The organism is Salinibacter altiplanensis (assembly GCF_002894645.1).
Lineage (GTDB): Bacteria > Bacteroidota > Rhodothermia > Rhodothermales > Salinibacteraceae > Salinibacter > Salinibacter altiplanensis.
This window is the reverse complement of record NZ_NCQY01000002.1, coordinates 391,121-409,733: the sequence shown is the minus strand read 5'-3', so window position 1 is coordinate 409,733 and position 18,613 is coordinate 391,121. Positions and strand designations below refer to the sequence as shown.

Genomic DNA, 18,613 nt, shown 5'->3' with positions numbered 1-18,613 from the left:
GAAGGGTGCGTCGTCGAGGAGGCCGACCGCACGCCATCAGCGGACGGGAGCCGAGGCAGAGGGTGAACAGCAGGCCGTCGCGTCTCTCGAGTCCGGGGATCCGGCGGGGACGGTGGCCCCGTCGATCCACCCACGCCAGTCGTACACGAGATATCTTACCTATTCACGGATGGCGGCGGTGGATCCGGCAAGGGCCCCGGCGTCGGGGAGCACGTCGAGCACGGTGTGGTTTCGGTCGCCCACCTGAACGTCCGTCGGCGCCGGCACGGCCCTGATGCCCGCGCTCCAAAAGACCGCAAGCGCCCGCGGCATGTGCAGGGGGAAGGGCACCAAGAGCACACCGTCAAGGTCCTGCCGGCTCATCACATCTGCCGTCCGGATGGCATTCTTGCACGTGTTGGCGCTTTTCGACTCGAGAAGGGTGGCATCCTCCGGCACCTTCAATCCTACAGAAGCACTTTTGTAGCGGGTGCCTCCCGGGTGCGCGGATCCTTCCAGGGCTCCCCCCACTGGCGATGACCACAGGCGCCGAGAACAGCCACAAAACGAGCCCTCCCCCAGTCACCAACGTCAGCCCGACTCGTTACCACCGGACCGCCACCAGCGCTCCCGTCGCCACGAGCAACATTCCCACCGACAAGGGAGGGGTCAAGGGGCTCAGGAGCTTGGTCACACAATGCGACCCGAAAGGGGGCCATTGGGAAATGCCCCGACGTCGGAAAACCCGTGGATTTGATCATCGGGGACCATCACCCGGACGCTGCGTCACTGAGGGTCCCAGATTTCGCCTGCTCGACGAAGGTGTTCAGGCACTCCTTCGTACGGGACTCCACAAAGTGCCCATTGATCAGGACGGTCGGCGTGCTGTCGACCCCAATCTTCACGGCCTGCTTCCGCTGCTGGAGAATCTGATCGCGATACTCATTCTGTTCTACCCGATCAGTCAACACGTTGGGATCCAGGTCAATGTCGTCCGCGATGGCACGGAGATCCTGCGTCGAGATGCCATTTGGTCCCTGACGAGCGTACTGCGCCTCCAGCATCTCATCAAACTTGTCGGACTGGGCCGCCACGTACAGGGCCTGAATTTCCGGAAGCGACGAGCGGCGGAGGGGGAACGGCTTGTACACAAACCGAACCTCGTCGCGGTGGGCCTCCACCACCTGCTTCATAATCTGATGAAAGTCTTTGCAGTGCGGGCAATTCGGATCAAAGTACTCGACGACTGTCACGCCGGACTCGTTACTGCCCTCGGCAATGTCCTGAAAGCCGACGAGCGAGGAGCCCTGGTCCTGCAGCGGCGCTTTCGAGTCGTCGAGCTCGCACTGGGCCGACGCGACCGATCCGGACGCGGAGCGGGAGCGGGCCTGCACGTCCTGGGCACCTTCCCCATTGAAGTAGACGAGGTCCGTCCCAACAAGGACAGCCGCGGCGGCGATGAAGTAGACAAAGAGCGCAATCTGCCGTTTTACGAGTCGAGACGACATGGAGTCAGAGGGGAATGTTGGTGAGGAAGCAAGCAGGGCAACCTGTCCCGCAAACAGGAATGTCGTGATGAAGGCCGACCCCAAGCACAGAAGGCACACCGTCTCCGGAGGACTGACCTGGAGGTACGTAAGGTATGCGGAGTATGCAACGCCCCCCGTGAGCAGGCCAAACCGGGCGCCATGGCCCCATTCTCGCAGCGCGGGCGCGACCCAGAACACGATGACGGTCAGTAGGCCAACCATTCCGTAAAACCCGAGTCCCCACGTTGTGTTGTCCACCCCCAAAAGCTCATGTCCCGGTCCGGTCGTGACCGCCGCACAGTCGAAGAGGGACGTGTTTCCCCCGAACGACGACGTCCCGAGACATCCATTTTTGAAGCCCCTTCCCTGCTGAATCCGCAGGTGCACAACGTCGAGAATCCCCAGCAATGAGAGCCCGAACACCAGAAGCTCCAGCCGTGGACGGTATCCTCTCAGCCGCTCGCGGAGAGTCTGCACCAGGACCATGTCCACATCGGGAGTGGGATCGGAGAGAACACTTGGCGAAATCAAGGCCTGAGCCGGTTTCAGGTTCCCCTCGCCCCCTCCACTGAGAGTCTGTCTTGGTTTGGGGGGAGATCGCGAGAGCGAGAATTGGCGGGGCGAAAATCCCCCCTTGAACGAGGCCTGCAGTGGGACTGTCGGCCGAGTGAAGAGGCGATTTGCAGCCCGTCAAGACCGCGCCCGGCGCCCCGAGCGGGGCGAGGAAGTATTCCCTGGGGGGTCCAAGAGGTGAATTGAAACAGACTCTGAGGGCCATACCGAGGACGGATGGGAATGCCGTCCCGGGAGGGGCCTCCAATCGAATTTCAAACCATTCCCGTTGCGGATGATGCGTCTGGGTCCTACCCTACAACTGTATGATTAACAACCACGGCATCACATGCACGAGCGGGTGGCCCTGGCCTGTCTCTCCGCGGGTCAAGAGTCCTCGACGTGCCTGATGCTGTGCACGGCCCTCGTACCGAATGACTCTGGACCCGCTGCCGACTGGTGGCGGGTTTTTGTTTTGTCCCTTGCCTTTCCTCGCGTATGACGTACGACGAGTTTCGCACATGTGTAGACGCTGCCCGGGCCGACGGCCCCTCTCGTCTCGTGGTGCCGGTGCACGCCCGTCGGAGTGCTGACCTCCTCACCCCGGTCTCGGCATACCTTGCCCTTCGCGAAGACACCCCGTATAGCTTTCTTTTTGAGAGTGTGGAGGGGGGCGAGAAGTTGGCCCGCTATTCCTTTCTGGGTCGCGACCCATACCGCGTCCTGACAGGCCGAGAGTTTGGGGCCACGGTCAAGATCGACGAGCGTCGGACCCCCGCCCCCGAAGCCGACCTCTCTTCTCCCTCCGGCTCCATTTTCGAAGTGCTGGACGCGTACCTGGGCCGGTACGAGGAAGTCGAACTGCCGGACCTTCCGCGCCTGCGAGGCGGGGCCGTGGGCTACCTCGGGTACGACGCCGTACGCCTCGTGGAGCACCTTCCGGATGCCCCTCCAGACGACCTCGGCCTTCCCGACGCCGTGTGGTGCTTTTACGACACCGTCGCGGCCTTTGACCACGTCCGTCACCAACTCGTGCTGATGGCGAACGTCTTCATCGACGCGGAGACGGACCTGCGGGCCGCCTACGACCACGCTCACACCCGACTTGCCGACCTGGAGGCCGATCTCAAGCGCCCTTCCGACCCGCCGGTCCCTGTCGAGTGGACGGGGGAAACACTTGCCTCCAACACTGAGCAGCCCGCCTTCGAAAGCGCGGTCCGCACCGCCAAAGATCACATCCAGAAGGGCGACATCTTCCAGGTCGTCCTGTCGCAGCGCTTTGCGACCTCCTTCGACGGCGACCGTTTCAACCTGTACCGGGCCCTGCGGCAGGTCAACCCGTCGCCCTACCTCTTCTACCTTGACCTTGACGACCTTGCACTCGTGGGCTCTTCGCCGGAGGTGCTGGTGCGGGCCGAAGACGGCACCGCCGAGGTGCTGCCCATTGCGGGCACCCGGCCGCGAGGCACGGACGAGTCCGAGGACGAGGCCCTCGCCGATGAGCTGCTCAACGACACCAAGGAGCGCGCCGAGCACCTGATGCTGGTCGACCTGGGCCGCAACGACCTGGGTCGGGTCTGCCAATACGCCACCGTGGAGGTGGATCGGTACGCCTATGTCGAGCGGTACTCCCACGTCATGCACATCGTGTCGTCGGTGAAGGGGACGCTGGCCGCCGACCAGAGCTCAATGGACGCCCTGGCGGCCTGCTTCCCGGCCGGGACCGTCAGCGGGGCACCGAAGGTGCGAGCGATGGAGCTCATCGATGAACTGGAGCCCGCTCGACGCGGGGTGTACGCCGGGGCCGTCGGCTACGTCGACTTCTCCGGAACCCTCGACACCTGCATTACCATCCGTACCATGGTGGTGGCCGACGAGACAGCGTACGTGCAGGCCGGGGCGGGCATCGTCGCGGACAGCGATCCCGCCCGCGAGTACGAGGAAACTCGGGACAAGGCCGCAGCCCTGCGTCAGGCCCTTCGCGTGGCCTCCGATGGGCTCCTGTAACCTGTCGGACACGACCGGCGGTGCCCTTTGTCCCCTGTCCAGCCTCCAAACCTTCCCCCCGCACACCGGTAGCATACCACGCTTGTCTCATCAACACTTCTCTCCGGTTATGCCGAACCCAATCAAAGAGGTGCTTCTGAATCGCGGCTGGGCCGGCCCGACGCTCAGCCGGTCCGAAACGGTGGACCGCCTCGACGCGCTCATCCGACAGCACATTGAACTGAACCACCACTACGGCGCCGCCATCCGGCACTGCGACGACGAGCGCGTCGTAGACGTGCTGGAGCGCCTGCAGAAGACCGCCCGTACCGACGTGGGCAAGCTGTCCGAGACCGTCCTGAGCTGCGGGGGCACCCCCTACAACGGCACGGACCTTTCCCCCGACGACTTTGCATTCGAGGGAGCATTGAGCCCCCTATTCGGGGAGCTGCGCGACCTCGAAACGTCGTTCAACGACGCCCTCGCCGACGAGCTCGACCTTGAGCATCAGATGCGCACCCGCGGGGTGCTCCAGGCCATCCGGAGCAACAGCCAGGACCGCCTCGACGCCCTCACGGCGCTGCAGCGACGCATTGAGGACTTGACGTAAATGCCTCCCCCTCCTCTCCGTCTCTCCTTCACGCCCCCCCTGCTCCGATGGAAGCCGCCGATTCTGCCTCGGCCCCAGACACCGACACGCCGGCCGACCCGGTCGTGGTCTCCGGCATCCAGCCCTCCGGGCGCCTGCACCTGGGCAACTACTTTGGCGCCCTCCGCCAGCACATCGCCCTGCACCGGTCCCACGACGCCTACTATTTCATCGTGAACTACCACGCGATGACGACGGTGCAGGACGCGGAGCAACTCCGCGAAAACACCTTTAATGTGGCCCTGGACTACCTCGCACTCGGCTTCGATCCGGACGAGGCGGCCCTCTTCGTGCAGAGCGACGTGCCGGAGGTAACCGAGCTCATGTGGATCTTCCTCAACCTTCTCCCGACAAGCACCCTCGAAAAGGGCCTGGCGTACAAGGACAAGATCGACGCCGGCCTTACGCCCAACGCGGGCCTTTTCAACTACCCGGTGCTTCAGGCCGCCGACATCCTGGCGTACGGCGGGTCTCTGGTGCCTGTCGGGGCGGACCAGAAACAGAATTTGGAAATTGCCCGTGATCTGGCCCGTCGCTTCAACAACCGATTTTGCCCGGAGGACGAGCCCCTCCTTCCGGTTCCCGAGCCCAAAATTCTCGACGACGTGGCCGTCGTCCCCGGCACCGACGGGCGCAAAATGTCGAAGAGCTACGGCAACACCATCGGCATCTTCGACGAAGGCGATGCGCTTGAGGAGACGGTGATGAACATCGTGACCGACTCTACCCCCCTTGACGAACCGAAGGATCCCGAGTCCTGCAACGTCTTCGCACTCATTACCCTGTTTGCCGACGACGAGACACGGCAGGAAATCGCCGCCCAGTACCGGGCGGGCGGCTACGGCTACGGGCACGCCAAACAGGCACTCACAACGCTGATCGAGGACCACTTCGCCGAGGCCCGGGCTCGGCGCAAGGACCTCGAGCGACGGCCCGACTACGTGCGGGACGTGCTTCGGCAGGGCGCAACGGACGCCCGGGCCCGGGCAGAGCCCCTTTTGGAGAAGGTGCGCGACCGGGTCGGACTGGTCCGCGCACACTGATGTTGGGGCCGGGAAACGCTGAACAAACCATGCGTCCGTCCCGCTCCGTCTTCCCATGCGGCCGGACTACTCTTCCCGGTTCCCCCCGGCGGACGCTCCTCCGTTCCCTCCACATTCCTCCCCACCAATGATTTTGGTCATCGACAACTACGACTCGTTCACCTACAACCTCGTCCATCTTGCGGGCCGCCACACGGACGACCTGGAGGTGGTGCGCAACGACGACCTGACAGTCGCGGAGGTGGCGGACCGGGCCCCGGACGGCATTCTGATTTCCCCAGGGCCGGGGCACCCGTCGGAGGCCGGCATCACGGAGCCGGTCATTCGGGAGCTCGGCGCCACGACCCCCATCCTGGGCGTCTGCCTCGGGCATCAGGCCATCGGCGAGGTCTTTGGTGGATCCATTACCCAGGCCGACGAGCTGATGCACGGCAAAACGAGCCCCGTACACCACGAGGGCACCGCCCTCTTCGAGGGCATCGATCCGTCGTTCGATGCGACCCGGTATCACTCCCTCGTCATCGACCCGGACACCTTTCCACACGACGCCCTGGAGGTCACAGCCACGACCGCCGAGCGCGACACGATCATGGCCCTCCGCCACCGCACCCACCCGCTGTACGGCATCCAATTCCATCCAGAAAGCGTGATGACGCGGGCCGGACCCCAAATCGTTGCCAACTGGCTCTCGGTCGCGCTGGATGAACGCTTCTCTGCCCAGACTCCGTAGCTCTTCCACTTCCTCCTCGAAATTCCTTGCTGCCCGTGAACACCTTTCTCCAAACCATCGCCGACGGCGATCCCCTCTCGCGTGCAGAGGCCGAAGAGGCCATGGCCTCCATGATGAACGGCTCCGCCCGCGACGAGCACATCGCCGCCCTTCTAATGGGTCTCCGCACCCGGGGGGAGACGCTGGACGAACTGGTCGGGTTCACGAAGACCATGCGAGAGTTTGCCGTCTCCGTAGAGACCGACGATCCTCGTGCCATCGACCTTTGCGGCACTGGGGGCGACGGGGCGAGCACGTTCAACATCTCCACCACGGCGTCCCTCATCGCCGCCGGGGCCGGGGCCACCGTGGCCAAGCATGGCAACCGCTCCGTCTCGTCCCAGTCCGGCTCCGCCGACGTGCTGGAGGCCCTCGGCGTGCAAATCGACCTCGAGAAGGAGGGCGTGGAACAGTGCCTCCACGAGGCCGGCATTGCCTTCCTGTTCGCCCCCTTTTTTCATCCCGCCATGCGGCACGTGATGCCGGTGCGCAAGGCGCTCGGCGTCCGCACCTTCTTCAACATCCTCGGCCCCCTTTGCAACCCGGCCGGCGTCACCCGCCAGATCGTGGGCGCCTTCGACACGAGCACGGCGCAGACCATGGCGCGCATCCTCGCCGAGCTCGACGCCGACCACGTCATCACGCTCCACGCGGACGACGGGCTGGATGAGGTCAGCGTCTCCGCCCCCACGACGCTCTTCGAGTACGACGCCACGGACCAAAACCCGGTCCCACGGAGTCACGAGGTCGGCCCGGAGAGTCACAACCTGGACCGGTCCTCCATATCCGCCCTCGAAGGCGGGACCGCCCGGGACAATGCCGCTATCCTCCGCAACATTTTGTCCGGCGAGGACCAGGGCCCTCGGCGGGACATCGCGTTGCTGAACGCCGCCTACGCGCTCCACGTCAGTGGGCAGTACGCCGACCTCGACGCCTGCCAGGAGGCCGCGGCGGAGAGCATCGACTCCGGGGCCGCCCTCGAAACCCTCAACACCCTTGCCAGCGTGTCGAAGAGGGCCAAGTCCGAGTAAGGGCAACAGATGGCCCGCGCCCCCTCCCCGTCCTCAGCACCAACCCATTCTCACCGTGAGCATCCTGGACGACATTATCAGCGACACCCGCGAGCTCGTGGAGCGGCGGAAACGAGAGACGCCCGTTTCGGAACTCAAGGAGCGTCCGTTCTATGACGAGCGGGAGCCCCTCTCGCTCGCGACGGCCCTGCAGGAGCGGGGGCTCTCGTTCATCGCGGAAGTCAAGAAGGCATCTCCCTCCAAGGGCGTCATTCGGGACAAGTTTGACCCCGCCGCCATTGCGCAGCAGTACGCCAAGCACGACGCGGCGGCGATCAGTGTGCTCACCGAGCCAATTCACTTTTCGGGGGCGCTGGAGCACATGGCCTGGATCCGGGCCCATGTGCCCGACACACCGCTGCTGCGGAAGGACTTCATTATCGACCCGTATCAGCTCGTGGAGGCACGGGCGGTGGGCGCCGACGCGGTCTTGCTCATCGCGACGGCCCTCGATCCGGGCCAGCTCGCCGACCTGCACGCCGCCGCCACCGAGCTCGGGCTGTCGTGCCTCGTGGAGGTGTACGAGGAAGAGGACCTCGACACGATCAGCTGGGAGCAGGTGGATGTCCTCGGGGTGAACAACCGCGACCTTCGCACTTTCGACGTCGATATCGAAAATTCGCTCCGCATTTTCGACCAGACCCCGAAGGGCGTAGGCCGCGTGGCCGAGAGTGGCCTGAGCGATCCCGAGACGCTCGTGCGCCTCCGAAAGGCCGGTGTCAACGGCGTCCTCATCGGCGAGCACCTGATGCGCGCGGAGCATCCCGGCGAGGCGCTCTCCCAGCTCCGCGCCGAGGGCAAGAAGATTGCGGCCCAACGGGCCGACGGAGCCTAACCGAGTGCCGGCCAAGCGACGACCGTTTGTTTTGTCTATTTTCTCTTCTGCTTTCGCCACCCACGCAGTCACGTCCCATGGGAGTTAAGCTCAAAGCCTGCGGCATCACCGAACTCGAAGATGCCCGCTACCTGGCGGGCGCGGGGGCTGATTACCTCGGCTTCATTCAGCACGAGGAGAGTCCACGCTACGCCCCGCCCGCCCTTGCCAACGATATCATTGAATGGGTGCACGGCCCCGCGCCCGTCGGGGTGTTTGTAAACGACGGCGCCGACACCATCAACGAGGCGGTGGAGACCGCCGGATTTGAGGTGGCCCAGCTCCACGGACAAGAGCCCGCCCACGTCGTCGAACGGGTCGACTGCCCCGTGATCAAGGCAATCCACGTGCGGCACGACGCGGCCCCAAACCAGCTCCGGACGCTCTTCGAGCGCTACGAGGACGTGGCGGAATACTTCCTGCTGGACACCCACGATTCGAGCGTGTGGGGCGGCACCGGCGAATCGTTCAACTGGCGTCTCGTCCGCGACTTCGCCGAGGACTACCCGGTCTTCCTTGCCGGCGGTCTCAACGCCGAGAACGTGGCCCGGGCGCTCGAGACGATGCGCCCGTTCGCGATCGACCTGTCGAGCAGTCTCGAATCCGCTCCCGGGCAGAAGAGCTTTGAGAAGATCGATGCATTCATGGACGCCTTCCAGGCCGCGGCGGACGAGTTGGAAGAAGCCGAAACGCATGACGCCTAGTCCGGACCCCGGCGCGCGTTTCGCGTAAAAGTGTACCGGCGTTCTTACTCGCTGTACCTATCGCGCAAAAGCCTCCTGCCATGTCTGCCCCCGCCACGACGTCTCGTCCGGATGCCCTGCCCGATACCGACGGCCACTTCGGCTCGTACGGGGGCGCATACGTGCCGGAAACCCTCACCCCGGTTCTGGAGGAGCTGAAGGCCGCCTACGACACATACAAGGACGACCCGGACTTTCAGGCAGACCTTCGCGCCCTCCTCGCGGACTACGCCGGTCGGCCCACGCCCCTCACCTACTGCGACCGCCTGACCGAACAGGCCGGTGGGGCCCGCATCTACGCGAAGCGGGAGGACCTCTGCCACACCGGCGCCCACAAGATCAACAACACGCTCGGCCAGATCCTGCTGGCGACGCGCATGGGCAAGGAGCGCATCATCGCCGAAACCGGGGCCGGGCAGCACGGCGTGGCCACCGCCACGGTCTGCGCCAAGTTTGGGGTGGACTGTGTGATCTACATGGGGGCCGAGGACATGGAGCGCCAGCGCCTGAACGTGGAGCGCATGGAGCTGCTCGGCGCGGAGGTTCGGGCCGCGACCTCGGGGAGCCAAACCCTGAAGGAAGCCACCAACGAAGCCATTCGGGACTGGGTGTCCAACCCGGACGACACGTTCTACATCATCGGCTCCGTCGTGGGCCCCCACCCCTACCCCATGATGGTGCGCAACTTTCATCGGGTCATCGGGACCGAAACGCGCCGTCAGCTGCGCGAGGAGACCGGTCGGGAGACGCCGGATGCCATCGCGGCCTGCGTGGGCGGTGGCTCCAACGCCATCGGCATTTTCCACCCCTTTCTCGACGACCCCGAGGTGCAGCTGCACGGGACCGAGGCGGCAGGCGGCGGCCTCGACGGCGACCACGCCGCCACCCTCGCCGAGGGCTCGCCGGGCGTGCTGCACGGGGCGATGAGCTACCTGTTGCAGGACGACACCGGCCAGGTGAGCCTCGCCCACTCGCTCTCCGCCGGTCTCGACTACCCTGGGGTGGGCCCCGAGCATGCCCATCTGCGCGACGAGGGACGCGTCACGTACCACCCGGTGACCGACGACGAGGCCCTGGATGGAGTGGAGCTGCTGTCCCGCACGGAAGGCATCATTCCGGCACTCGAGACGGCCCACGCCGTCGCCCTTCTGCCTGAGCTGGCACGAAATCTGGCCGAAGAGCGAGGGGAAGACGCCGTGCTCGTCTTCAACTGCTCCGGCCGGGGCGACAAAGACATGCAGACCATCGCCGCGCACCGGTAACCGCGGCCGCTCCGGCCTCCCTTCACGTCGTCTCTTGTCTCGTCCCAACCGCCATGTCCCGACTCGACGAAACGTTCGAAGCCCTTGGCCCTGACGACAAAGCCATGGGGCTCTTCCTGACGGACGGCTTTCCAAATCCCGACGCGACCGTCCCCCTCCTCCACGCAATCGACCGCGGGGGAGCGGACTTCATCGAGTTGGGCATGCCCTTCAGCGATCCGTTGGCCGAGGGGCGTCCCATCCAACGAGCCAGCGCCCAGGCCCTCTCCCACGACGTTACGCTGGGCGACACCCTCCACACCGTCGAGGCATTTCGGGAGGACAGCGACACGCCCCTCCTGCTCATGGGCTACGTCAACCCGGTGTTCAAGTATGGGGTCGATGGCTTTTGTCGAGACGCGGCGAAGGCCGGGGTCGATGGGCTCATCCTTCCGGACCTCCCCCCGCAGGAAAGCGACGCGCTCTGCGACGCGGCCGCCGCCCACGGCCTTGACCTGGTCTTCCTGATTGCCCCCAACACCTCCGACGACCGGATCCGTGTCGTCGACCAACGGGCGACGGGCTTCGTGTACGCGGTGAGCGTGACCGGCCTCACGGGCAGTGACCTGGCCGAGACGCCCAGCGTGGAGGAGTACCTGATGCACGCCGAGGATCTCGTGGACCGAAATCCCCTCCTCGTCGGCTTTGGCATCAAGACCCACGACGACGCGATGGAGCTCAGCCGACACACCGATGGTTTCATTGTCGGCTCCGCCCTCATCAACCACGTTGCGGCCCTCTGGGAGCCCCCCGAACAGTCCGTACCGGACCGACTCGACGAGGTGGAGGCGTTCGCGCGTCATCTCAAGTCCGGCGCCCCCGCCCCGGCGCCTCCGCCCCGTCCCGCACAGGGCTGAGCGACGGGCGCTCTATTCTGTGCCGGCGTGGTGGGGCCGGGCCGCCAGCATCGGACTCTCTGTGCTTCCGGAGCAATTCGCGCATTCAAACGTGTAGAGGTGCTTCCCGCCTCGCCTGAGCCTTCAAGCCCTTCTCTTCTATGCGCCGTTCTCTTGCCGACCTGTGCTGGCTTCCCGTAGGCGCGCTGCTCGCCGGTCTGCTCCTTGTTACCGGGTGTGAGGGCGACTACCGTCCGCGCGCCGTGGGCCCGGAGGGCGAGATTACCGTCGTCATGGACAGCTCGCACTGGACGGGCCCCGCCGGCGAGGCGTTGCGCACAAACGTCACGCCCTGGGTCGAGACCCTGCCGGTTTCGGAGCGCTCTTTTCAACTGCGCCACCTGGAGCTGACCGACGAGCGTACATACGAGCGGGTTCAGGACCTGAAGAACGTCATCATCGCAGCTCCCCTCAGCGACTCGACGAACGAAACCTCGTTTCTGCGACGGCGCCTCTCGGGCGAGGCGGAGCAAGCCATCCGGAATGGCCAGACTGCTGTGGTCTCCAAGCCGAACCTGTGGCGGCGCAGCCAACGCATCTACTACGTTGCGGCGGCCGGCCCGGACGCGCTCGCCGAGACGTTTCAGACCCAGGGCCCGAAGATCCGGGACACGTTCACGGAGGCAACCCTTCAGCGCATGGACCGGAACATGTACGACGAGGATCGCCGGGCGGCGCTTGAGGATACCCTCCTGCGGCGCCACGACTTTGCCGTGAACATGCAGTCGGACTTTCAGATTGCCGTCGATACCACGACCGGATCGGAGGGATTCGTCTGGCTTCGGCGCCTCTTGGCCCAGACGCGACGCGAGTTTTTCGTCTACTACGTCGAGGACGTCAGCCCCGACCAGATCACTCCCGAGTGGATCTACAACACCCGCGACTCGCTCACGCGGCGCCACCTTCGGGGCAACGTGCAGGGGTTTGTGAGGGTGGACTACCGACGCCCCCTTGAAACCGAACAGCGCTCGTTTCTAGACCGATACGCGTACGACTCGCGCGGCCTGTGGTACATGGTGGCCCCGCTCGACGAAGGCGGCGACCTTCAGCCCGTCGGGGGCGGCGGTCCCTTCGTGAACTACACCTTCTACGACCAGGCCACGGATCGGGTGTACATGCTGGACGGATCGATCTTTGCCCCTGACAACGACAAGCTCGACCTCCTTCGGCAGATGGAGGTCATGGCCCGTACCTTCCGGACCGCAGAGGGAGACCGCCCGCCAGACGCGTCGCCAACCGCCGCAAAGTAATGCCTACCGTGTCCTTTTCCGTGCGGTCGGCTTCCCCCCTGCACTGGGGCCTGTTCGGAGCAGTCGTCGGCCTGGGCCTGCTGATGGGATGTTCGGCGGTTTCGACCGGCGACGAGCCCCTCCCAGACAGTACGTTCACGCGCGTGCTAACGGAGTTGCACGTGGCTTCCTCCCGACAGTCCCGGGACGTGGCGACACCACCGGGCCTTCGGGACTCGATTTTCGCACGGTACAACGTGAAGCCATCCGAGTTTGAGGCCGCCCTTCGGCATTACACCCGCCGGCCGAACCGTCTGGAGGCGATGTACCAGATCGTGATCGACACGCTTCAGGCCCTGCGGTCTCCGAACCGGCGCCGCTCCAAGCCCCAGAACATCCCCGATTCTCTCCAAGGTCGCTCTCAGGACCCACCGGACACTCCGTAGCTGCTCTTTCAAAGCCAGTTCTCGGCTTTTTCTGTGAGCCGAACTGCCCCGTCCAACGGATTCTTGACGGCCAGATAGTCTTCCGCAACGAGCCACTCCACGAGCTCTTCGATCCGATGGGGAGGCGCCGACAGCTCCCCCCTCCACTCTTCTCGCGGGACCGACGCCGCCGCTTGCTCCAAGATGCGACGGAGAAGCGGCTCGTCCTCGGGAGTGATGGCCGTTGGCTGATGCCGCCCGAGACATACGTCACACGCCCCGCACTGCTGATCGGCCTCTTCGCCGAAGTACGTACGTAGGACCCAGCGCCGACAGGCCACTGATCGGGCATAACGGAGCATGTACTGAAGCCGCGTTTCGGCTCGCTGACGCGCGCTCTGAACGGCCTGATCGTCTACGGGCAGCTTCGACGCGCGCGGGAATGAAAGCTCCACCTGCAGGGCTGCCCCTGGCGGCCGCCAGTGGAGCAGCCCCTGCCCCTCAAGGTAGCGCAGCCCAGCACGAAGACGGTCCCGAGACAGGTCCACCCGGCGTTCGACGGCCCGTAGGTCGAGCGGCCACCACTTCCCAAATGCGTCGGCGTGAATCGTTCGGAGCAAGATCCGCACAAACTTCGCCAGCGCCCGGTTGCCCACCGCATCGGCGTACTCACGTGCCTCTCGGGCCGACGTCGAAAACCGCAAGAGCCCGAAGTGTTTGCGCCGGGGCAGGCGCGTCCAGGCTCCCTGCCGATCGACCAGATCGACGGCGGTCCGAACCTTCGTCCGTGAGAAGCCAGTCGTCTTCAACACAGCGTCGAGACGCACGGCGAGCGGCCCATCCGGCTCGCTCCCCACCGGAACCTGGCCCACGCTACAGACCGCGTCGTAGACCATCCGCACCTCCTCGGCCGTCGGGTGTGACGCCTCGATGAGCGCGGTCTGCGTGTCGGCGTCGGTGGGCTGGTACAGAAGCACCGCGTGGGCCTTCTTTCCGTCGCGCCCGGCCCGGCCTGCCTCCTGATAGTAGCCCTCCAGCGACGACGGAGGGGCCATGTGCACGACGAAGCGCACATCGGGCTTGTCGATTCCCATGCCGAAGGCGTTGGTCGCCACCATCACCCGCACGTCGTCGTCGATCCAGGCCTGCTGACGGCGTTCGCGGGTCTCCGCGCCCAATCCACCGTGATACCCCGCCGCAGTAACGCCGTGTGCATCGAGGCGCTTTTGCCACCGGTCTGCGTCTCGGCGCGTGGGCACGTACACAATCCCCGTTCCCGGCACCGCGTCGACGACCGCGCGGAGCCGTGCCCACTTTTGATCGGTGCGGAACACAGACCACGTAATGTTTGGGCGGTCGAATCCTCGCACTACTTCGACGGCGTCCGGAAGGGCGAGCAGCTCGAGAATGTCCTGACGAACCGTCGGGGTCGCCGTGGCCGTGAGGGCCACGGTGGGGGGCATCCCCAGGTGCTCTCGGGCATCGGGGATTTCGAGGTAGTCGGGGCGAAAGTGATGCCCCCATTCGCTCACGCAGTGGGCCTCGTCGACCGCCATGAGCGACACGTCCAGCCGCTCCGCTCGGGCCTGAAACACCTCCGTGGAGAACCGCTCGGGAGCCATGTAGACCAGATCATACTGCCCGTACTCTGCGTTCGTCCAGCGCTGCTCGACCTTGTAGCCGGGCAGGGTGCTGTTAATGAACGTGGCGGCGATGCCCTCTGCTTGGAGCGCCTCCACCTGATCTTGCATCAGCGCAATGAGCGGTGAGACGACGAGCACAAAGCCGTCTGCAAGAACAGCGGGAAGCTGGTAGCACAAGGACTTTCCGCCTCCCGTCGGCATCACGCCCAGCACGTCTTGCCCTTCCAGAAGCGATTCCAACACCGCCTCCTGGCCCGGCCGGAACGCCTCGTGTCCCCATCGACGCTGCATCGCCCGGCGGGCCTCCTCAATCGAATGGGACGACAGACTGGGCATGAACGGAGGGTGTTCTCAAATCAGATTCCATTTTCCACGGTCAGCTATTATGTTTGGCCGGACTCAGCGTTCGTTCTCTTCACGATGCATCTCAGCCGTAGGTCGCCCCTCTCATGTCTGCCCCGCCAGTGTCCATCATCATCGTCACGTGGAACGCAAAGGAACTGGTGCAGGCGTGCCTTCCCTCCGTCGTAGCGACCGAGTACCCAAACTTCGAGATCATCCTTGCCGACAACGCCTCGACGGACGGCACCGCAGCCTGGGTCGCCCGCGAATACCCGAACGTCAAGATCGTTCGTCACCCCGACAACTGGCTGTTCTGCCGCGGCAACAACGCCGCCCTGCCCCACGCCTCCGGCGAGTTTGTGGTGCTCTTGAACAATGATGTGGAGGTCCCCCCGGACTGGCTCGATCCGCTCGTGGCAGCGGCCACCGAGCGGCCCGATGTCGCTGCCGTGCAGCCCAAGATGCTCCAGTACGATGATCGGAGCCGGTTCGAGTACGCCGGGGCCGCCGGCGGCTTTCTGGACCGTGCGGGCTACCCCTTCACTCGGGGCCGGCTGTTCGACACCATGGAACGCGATCGGGGACAGTACGACGACCCACGCGATGTCTTTTGGGCCACCGGCGCGGCCCTTCTGCTCCGGCACTCGGCCCTGGACGAGGTCGGGCCCCTCGACGAACGGTTCGAGATGCACATGGAGGAGATTGACCTGTGCTGGCGGCTGTGGCGACACGGCTACCGGGTCCGCGTCGCCCCCAAGAGCACGGTGTACCACATCGGCGGCGCATCGCTTCCACAGTCGTCCCCCCGGAAGACCTACTACAACTACCGGAACAGCCTGCTCATGCTCTACAAGAACCTTTCCCCGTCGGCGTGGCGGAGAACCCTGCCGCTTCGGATCGCCTGCGACGTGGCGGCCCTCGGACGCGTACTGGCCCAGGGACGGGGCCGGGAGGCCAGCGCCATCCTGCGGGCCTACCGGGACGCGTTCCGCATGCGACGGCACTACCACGACACCCGTCCTCCCTCCGCCGAGACAACGGTCCTGCCCTTCTACCGGGGCCTGGTGCCCGTCGACTATTTCCTCTGGGGCCGACGCGCCTTCGCGGCCCTTCCGGATTCACGCTTCGTCCTGCCGGGCGACCGCGCCTGAGTGCGCCGGGTCGGCGGACGCTTCGGGCTCCCCCTCGCGCCGCCAGACGACGACCGCCACCGCAGCCAGAACCCCCCCCATGCCCACAATCGAGGCCGGCGGGGGGACTTCGCCAAACAGTCCGTACGCCAGGAGCGATGCCCCCACCGGCTCCAGGAGCGCCAGCATGCCCACGATGGCGGCCGGCACGTGCTGGAGGGCGTAGTTGAACGACCCGTGCCCCAGCACCTGCGGCCCGAGGGCAAGCCCGACACAGAGCGCGTAGAAGTGCCACGAGTAGCCCAGTAGCGGGACGCCCCGGAGGATGGCGGCCGCCAAGGCCGTCAGCGCCGCCACCGTGTACAGGGGCGTCACGTACGCCAGCCAAGACACCTTCTGACGGACGACCCGCCCAATCAGCAGATAGACGCTCACCAGAAGCGCCCCACTCAGCGCCAGCGCGTTGCCCAGCAGCGCCCCCTGGCCTAGGGCAACCGTCCCCGCATCGGCCCAGCCAATGAGCCCAGCCCCCCCGACCGCCACGCCAATGGCGAGCACAGTTCTCCGGCGCAGCCGCTCCCCCAGCACGGCGTAGCCAAGGACGGCCAGGATGATCGGACTCGTCGTGACCAGCACCGATGCGCTGGCCACCGTCGTGTGGGACAGCGACTCAATCCACGCGATGAAGTGGAGTCCCAAGAACACACCCGCCGCCCCGATCAGCAGCACATCTCGGCTCGCAAACCGGCGCATTTCTGACCGGCTCCGGACCGCCGCAACCGGGACCAGCACCGCCGCCGCCGTCACGGTGCGCCACACCGCAATGGCCACGCCCGGCACATCCCCGGCCCAGCGCACCAGGATGGGCGCAAACGCGAAGCTGACGACGCCGAGGCCCAGAACAACATAGATCCGGCGGGGCCAGTCGGACATGAAAAGGGGCGGAAGGGCGTAGCGGCTACCGGATCCGATCCATCGACTCCACGAGGTCGATGTCGTTTTCAATTCCCCGGCGCGCCAGCCGAAACAGGACGTACGCGACGATGGGGAGCAGCAACACGACCGTCCGGCCCCACAGGATACCCGTCGGGTCGGCAAAGGTGAGGGTGCCGGTCGTGTACAGTCCACCGTACAGCACTCCTGCCAGTACGAGGGTGAGCAGTTGAACCCCGTACACAACTGTCCGCTGGGTCTTTCGCCGCTCGTAGAGGAAGATTGCCCCGAGCGCCGTCCCGGCAGTTCCCACGAGCAGCCCAGCGACCGATGGCACAAACCAGGCGTAGCGCTGCGCGGCCGGGTCGCTCCACGGAACCTCGAATCCTCCCATCGCCGCCAGGACAAGGACGCCGAGGAGCAAGTACACCGTTTGGATGCGTTGAATCATAGAAATCGGGTCAGGCAGTCGGCTATGCGTCGACGCGGTTTGCCACTCGATCCGAGAGGGCGTCCGCAAACTCGGACGTGGAGGCGTCCCCACCCACATCCTGCGTCAGCACGTCGCCGTCCCGGTACATGGCAAAGAGGGACTGTTCAATTGCTGCGGCCGCCTCTTCCTCGCCAATGTGCTGAAGCATCATCGCCGCTGTTCGGGTCATCGCCGTCGGGTTCGCCACGTTCTGGCCCGCAATGTCCGGCGCGCTCCCATGGACCGCCTCGAAGACGGCCAGGTCGTCTCCGATGTTTGCCCCCGGCGTCACCCCAAGCCCCCCAACAAGGCCGGCCGTCAGGTCACTCAGAATGTCACCGAAGAGATTCGTCGAGACGATGCAGTCGTAGTTCTCCGGATTGGTGACGAGCTGCATGCACAGGTTGTCGATGATGCTGTCCTCGAACGCGATGTCCGAGTATTCCGCCGCCACATCTCGGCCAATGTCGAGGAAGAGTCCCGACGTCTTCTTCAAAATATTGGCCTTGTGAGCAAGCGTGACACGGTCACGCCCATGGGCCTGTGCGTACTCGAAACAGAACCGGATGATGCGCTCGGCCCCTCGCTTGGTGACACGCGCAATCGAGTCCGCAATGTCGAGCCGCTCGTCGTAGTACTCAATGCCGGAGTAGAGGCCCTCCGTGTTTTCGCGGAAGATAATCAGATCGACATCGTCGAAGGGCGTGTCCAGGCCCTCCATGCTGGTAGCCGGCCGGACGTTCGAGTACAGGTCCAGGCGCTGGCGGAGTTGGACGTTGACACTCGTAAACCCTTGCCCCACCGGCGTCGTGACAGGGCCTTTGAGGGCCGTGCCGCGTTCCTGAATAGAATCAATGATGTCGGGCGGCAGGGCGGGACGCCCGCGTTCCACCGCCTTCGCGCCGATGACGCGATGGCGGTCCCACTCGATGTCGACACCGGCGGCTTCAATGACTTGGGTCGTCGCCTCAGTGACTTCGGGGCCGATGCCGTCGCCGGGAAGCAGGGTAAGTTGATGAGCCATAGGTGGGAAGGTCGTTGGGAGTTA

18 protein-coding genes are annotated in these 18,613 nt (G+C 65.2%); 12 read left to right on the top strand and 6 right to left on the bottom strand.

The window, feature by feature from the left end:
- Positions 1–159 precede the first annotated feature (159 nt).
- Entirely contained in the window at positions 160–510 is a 351-nt protein-coding gene (locus B7R93_RS01865) for a YdcF family protein (protein WP_262507541.1), read from the bottom strand.
- Between the two features lie 239 nt (positions 511–749).
- Positions 750–2,039 (bottom strand): vitamin K epoxide reductase family protein, encoded by a 1,290-nt coding sequence (locus tag B7R93_RS01860; protein WP_232797907.1) that lies wholly within the window; start codon positions 2,037–2,039, stop codon positions 750–752.
- Between the two features lie 519 nt (positions 2,040–2,558).
- Here B7R93_RS01860 and trpE point away from each other — a divergent pair.
- The 11 genes from trpE to B7R93_RS01805 all read left to right on the top strand — a co-directional run bounded on the left by trpE (position 2,559) and on the right by B7R93_RS01805 (position 13,066).
- Positions 2,559–4,067 carry an anthranilate synthase component I gene (trpE, locus tag B7R93_RS01855; protein ID WP_103019131.1) on the top strand — a complete coding sequence of 503 codons (1,509 nt, stop codon included), beginning with the start codon at positions 2,559–2,561 and terminating at the stop codon, positions 4,065–4,067.
- A gap of 109 nt (positions 4,068–4,176) precedes the next feature.
- Positions 4,177–4,656 (top strand): hypothetical protein, encoded by a 480-nt coding sequence (locus tag B7R93_RS01850; RefSeq protein WP_103019130.1) that lies wholly within the window; start codon positions 4,177–4,179, stop codon positions 4,654–4,656.
- 47 nt (positions 4,657–4,703) lie between these two features.
- A complete protein-coding gene (gene trpS / locus B7R93_RS01845) occupies positions 4,704–5,738 on the top strand; it encodes a tryptophan--tRNA ligase (protein WP_103019129.1) in 1,035 nt (344 codons plus the stop codon).
- A gap of 127 nt (positions 5,739–5,865) precedes the next feature.
- Positions 5,866–6,468, top strand: coding sequence for an anthranilate synthase component II (locus B7R93_RS01840; protein ID WP_103019128.1), 603 nt, complete (start codon positions 5,866–5,868; stop codon positions 6,466–6,468).
- A 35-nt stretch (positions 6,469–6,503) separates the two neighbouring features.
- Positions 6,504–7,538: an anthranilate phosphoribosyltransferase gene (gene trpD / locus B7R93_RS01835; RefSeq protein WP_103019210.1), complete on the top strand. Its 1,035-nt coding sequence runs from the start codon at positions 6,504–6,506 to the stop codon at positions 7,536–7,538.
- A gap of 55 nt (positions 7,539–7,593) precedes the next feature.
- A complete protein-coding gene (trpC, locus tag B7R93_RS01830) occupies positions 7,594–8,412 on the top strand; it encodes an indole-3-glycerol phosphate synthase TrpC (RefSeq protein WP_103019127.1) in 819 nt (272 codons plus the stop codon).
- Positions 8,413–8,489: 77 nt separating this feature from the next.
- Positions 8,490–9,155, top strand: coding sequence for a phosphoribosylanthranilate isomerase (locus tag B7R93_RS01825; RefSeq protein ID WP_103019126.1), 666 nt, complete (start codon positions 8,490–8,492; stop codon positions 9,153–9,155).
- Positions 9,156–9,235: 80 nt separating this feature from the next.
- Positions 9,236–10,456: a tryptophan synthase subunit beta gene (gene trpB, locus B7R93_RS01820; protein ID WP_103019125.1), complete on the top strand. Its 1,221-nt coding sequence runs from the start codon at positions 9,236–9,238 to the stop codon at positions 10,454–10,456.
- 53 nt (positions 10,457–10,509) lie between these two features.
- The gene (gene trpA, locus B7R93_RS01815; RefSeq protein WP_103019124.1) at positions 10,510–11,352 is read left to right on the top strand and encodes a tryptophan synthase subunit alpha; all 843 of its coding nucleotides are present in this window, start codon (positions 10,510–10,512) and stop codon (positions 11,350–11,352) included.
- Positions 11,353–11,492: 140 nt separating this feature from the next.
- Positions 11,493–12,641, top strand: coding sequence for a DUF4837 family protein (locus B7R93_RS01810; protein WP_103019123.1), 1,149 nt, complete (start codon positions 11,493–11,495; stop codon positions 12,639–12,641).
- Complete coding sequence (locus B7R93_RS01805) at positions 12,641–13,066, top strand: DUF4296 domain-containing protein (protein ID WP_103019122.1); 426 nt, start codon at positions 12,641–12,643, stop codon at positions 13,064–13,066. Before B7R93_RS01810 ends, B7R93_RS01805 begins: the two co-directional genes overlap by 1 nt.
- Positions 13,067–13,074: 8 nt before the next feature.
- Here B7R93_RS01805 and B7R93_RS01800 read toward each other — a convergent pair whose 3' ends face one another.
- Positions 13,075–15,024, bottom strand: coding sequence for a RecQ family ATP-dependent DNA helicase (locus tag B7R93_RS01800; RefSeq protein WP_103019121.1), 1,950 nt, complete (start codon positions 15,022–15,024; stop codon positions 13,075–13,077).
- Positions 15,025–15,137: 113 nt separating this feature from the next.
- Between B7R93_RS01800 and B7R93_RS01795 the strand changes: the two genes are divergently transcribed.
- The gene (locus tag B7R93_RS01795) at positions 15,138–16,181 is read left to right on the top strand and encodes a glycosyltransferase family 2 protein (RefSeq protein WP_103019120.1); all 1,044 of its coding nucleotides are present in this window, start codon (positions 15,138–15,140) and stop codon (positions 16,179–16,181) included.
- Here the strand turns inward: B7R93_RS01795 and B7R93_RS01790 are convergent.
- Genes B7R93_RS01790 through B7R93_RS01780 form a run of 3 tightly spaced genes read right to left on the bottom strand, consistent with a single transcriptional unit; the run spans position 16,149 to position 18,589 of the window.
- Positions 16,149–17,093, bottom strand: a complete 945-nt coding sequence (locus B7R93_RS01790; protein ID WP_103019119.1) for a DMT family transporter — start codon at positions 17,091–17,093, stop codon at positions 16,149–16,151. The genes B7R93_RS01795 and B7R93_RS01790 overlap by 33 nt on opposite strands.
- A gap of 25 nt (positions 17,094–17,118) precedes the next feature.
- The gene (locus B7R93_RS01785) at positions 17,119–17,544 is read right to left on the bottom strand and encodes a DUF4293 family protein (protein ID WP_103019118.1); all 426 of its coding nucleotides are present in this window, start codon (positions 17,542–17,544) and stop codon (positions 17,119–17,121) included.
- Positions 17,545–17,566: 22 nt separating this feature from the next.
- Positions 17,567–18,589, bottom strand: coding sequence for an isocitrate/isopropylmalate dehydrogenase family protein (locus B7R93_RS01780; RefSeq protein WP_103019117.1), 1,023 nt, complete (start codon positions 18,587–18,589; stop codon positions 17,567–17,569).
- Positions 18,590–18,613 lie beyond the last annotated feature (24 nt).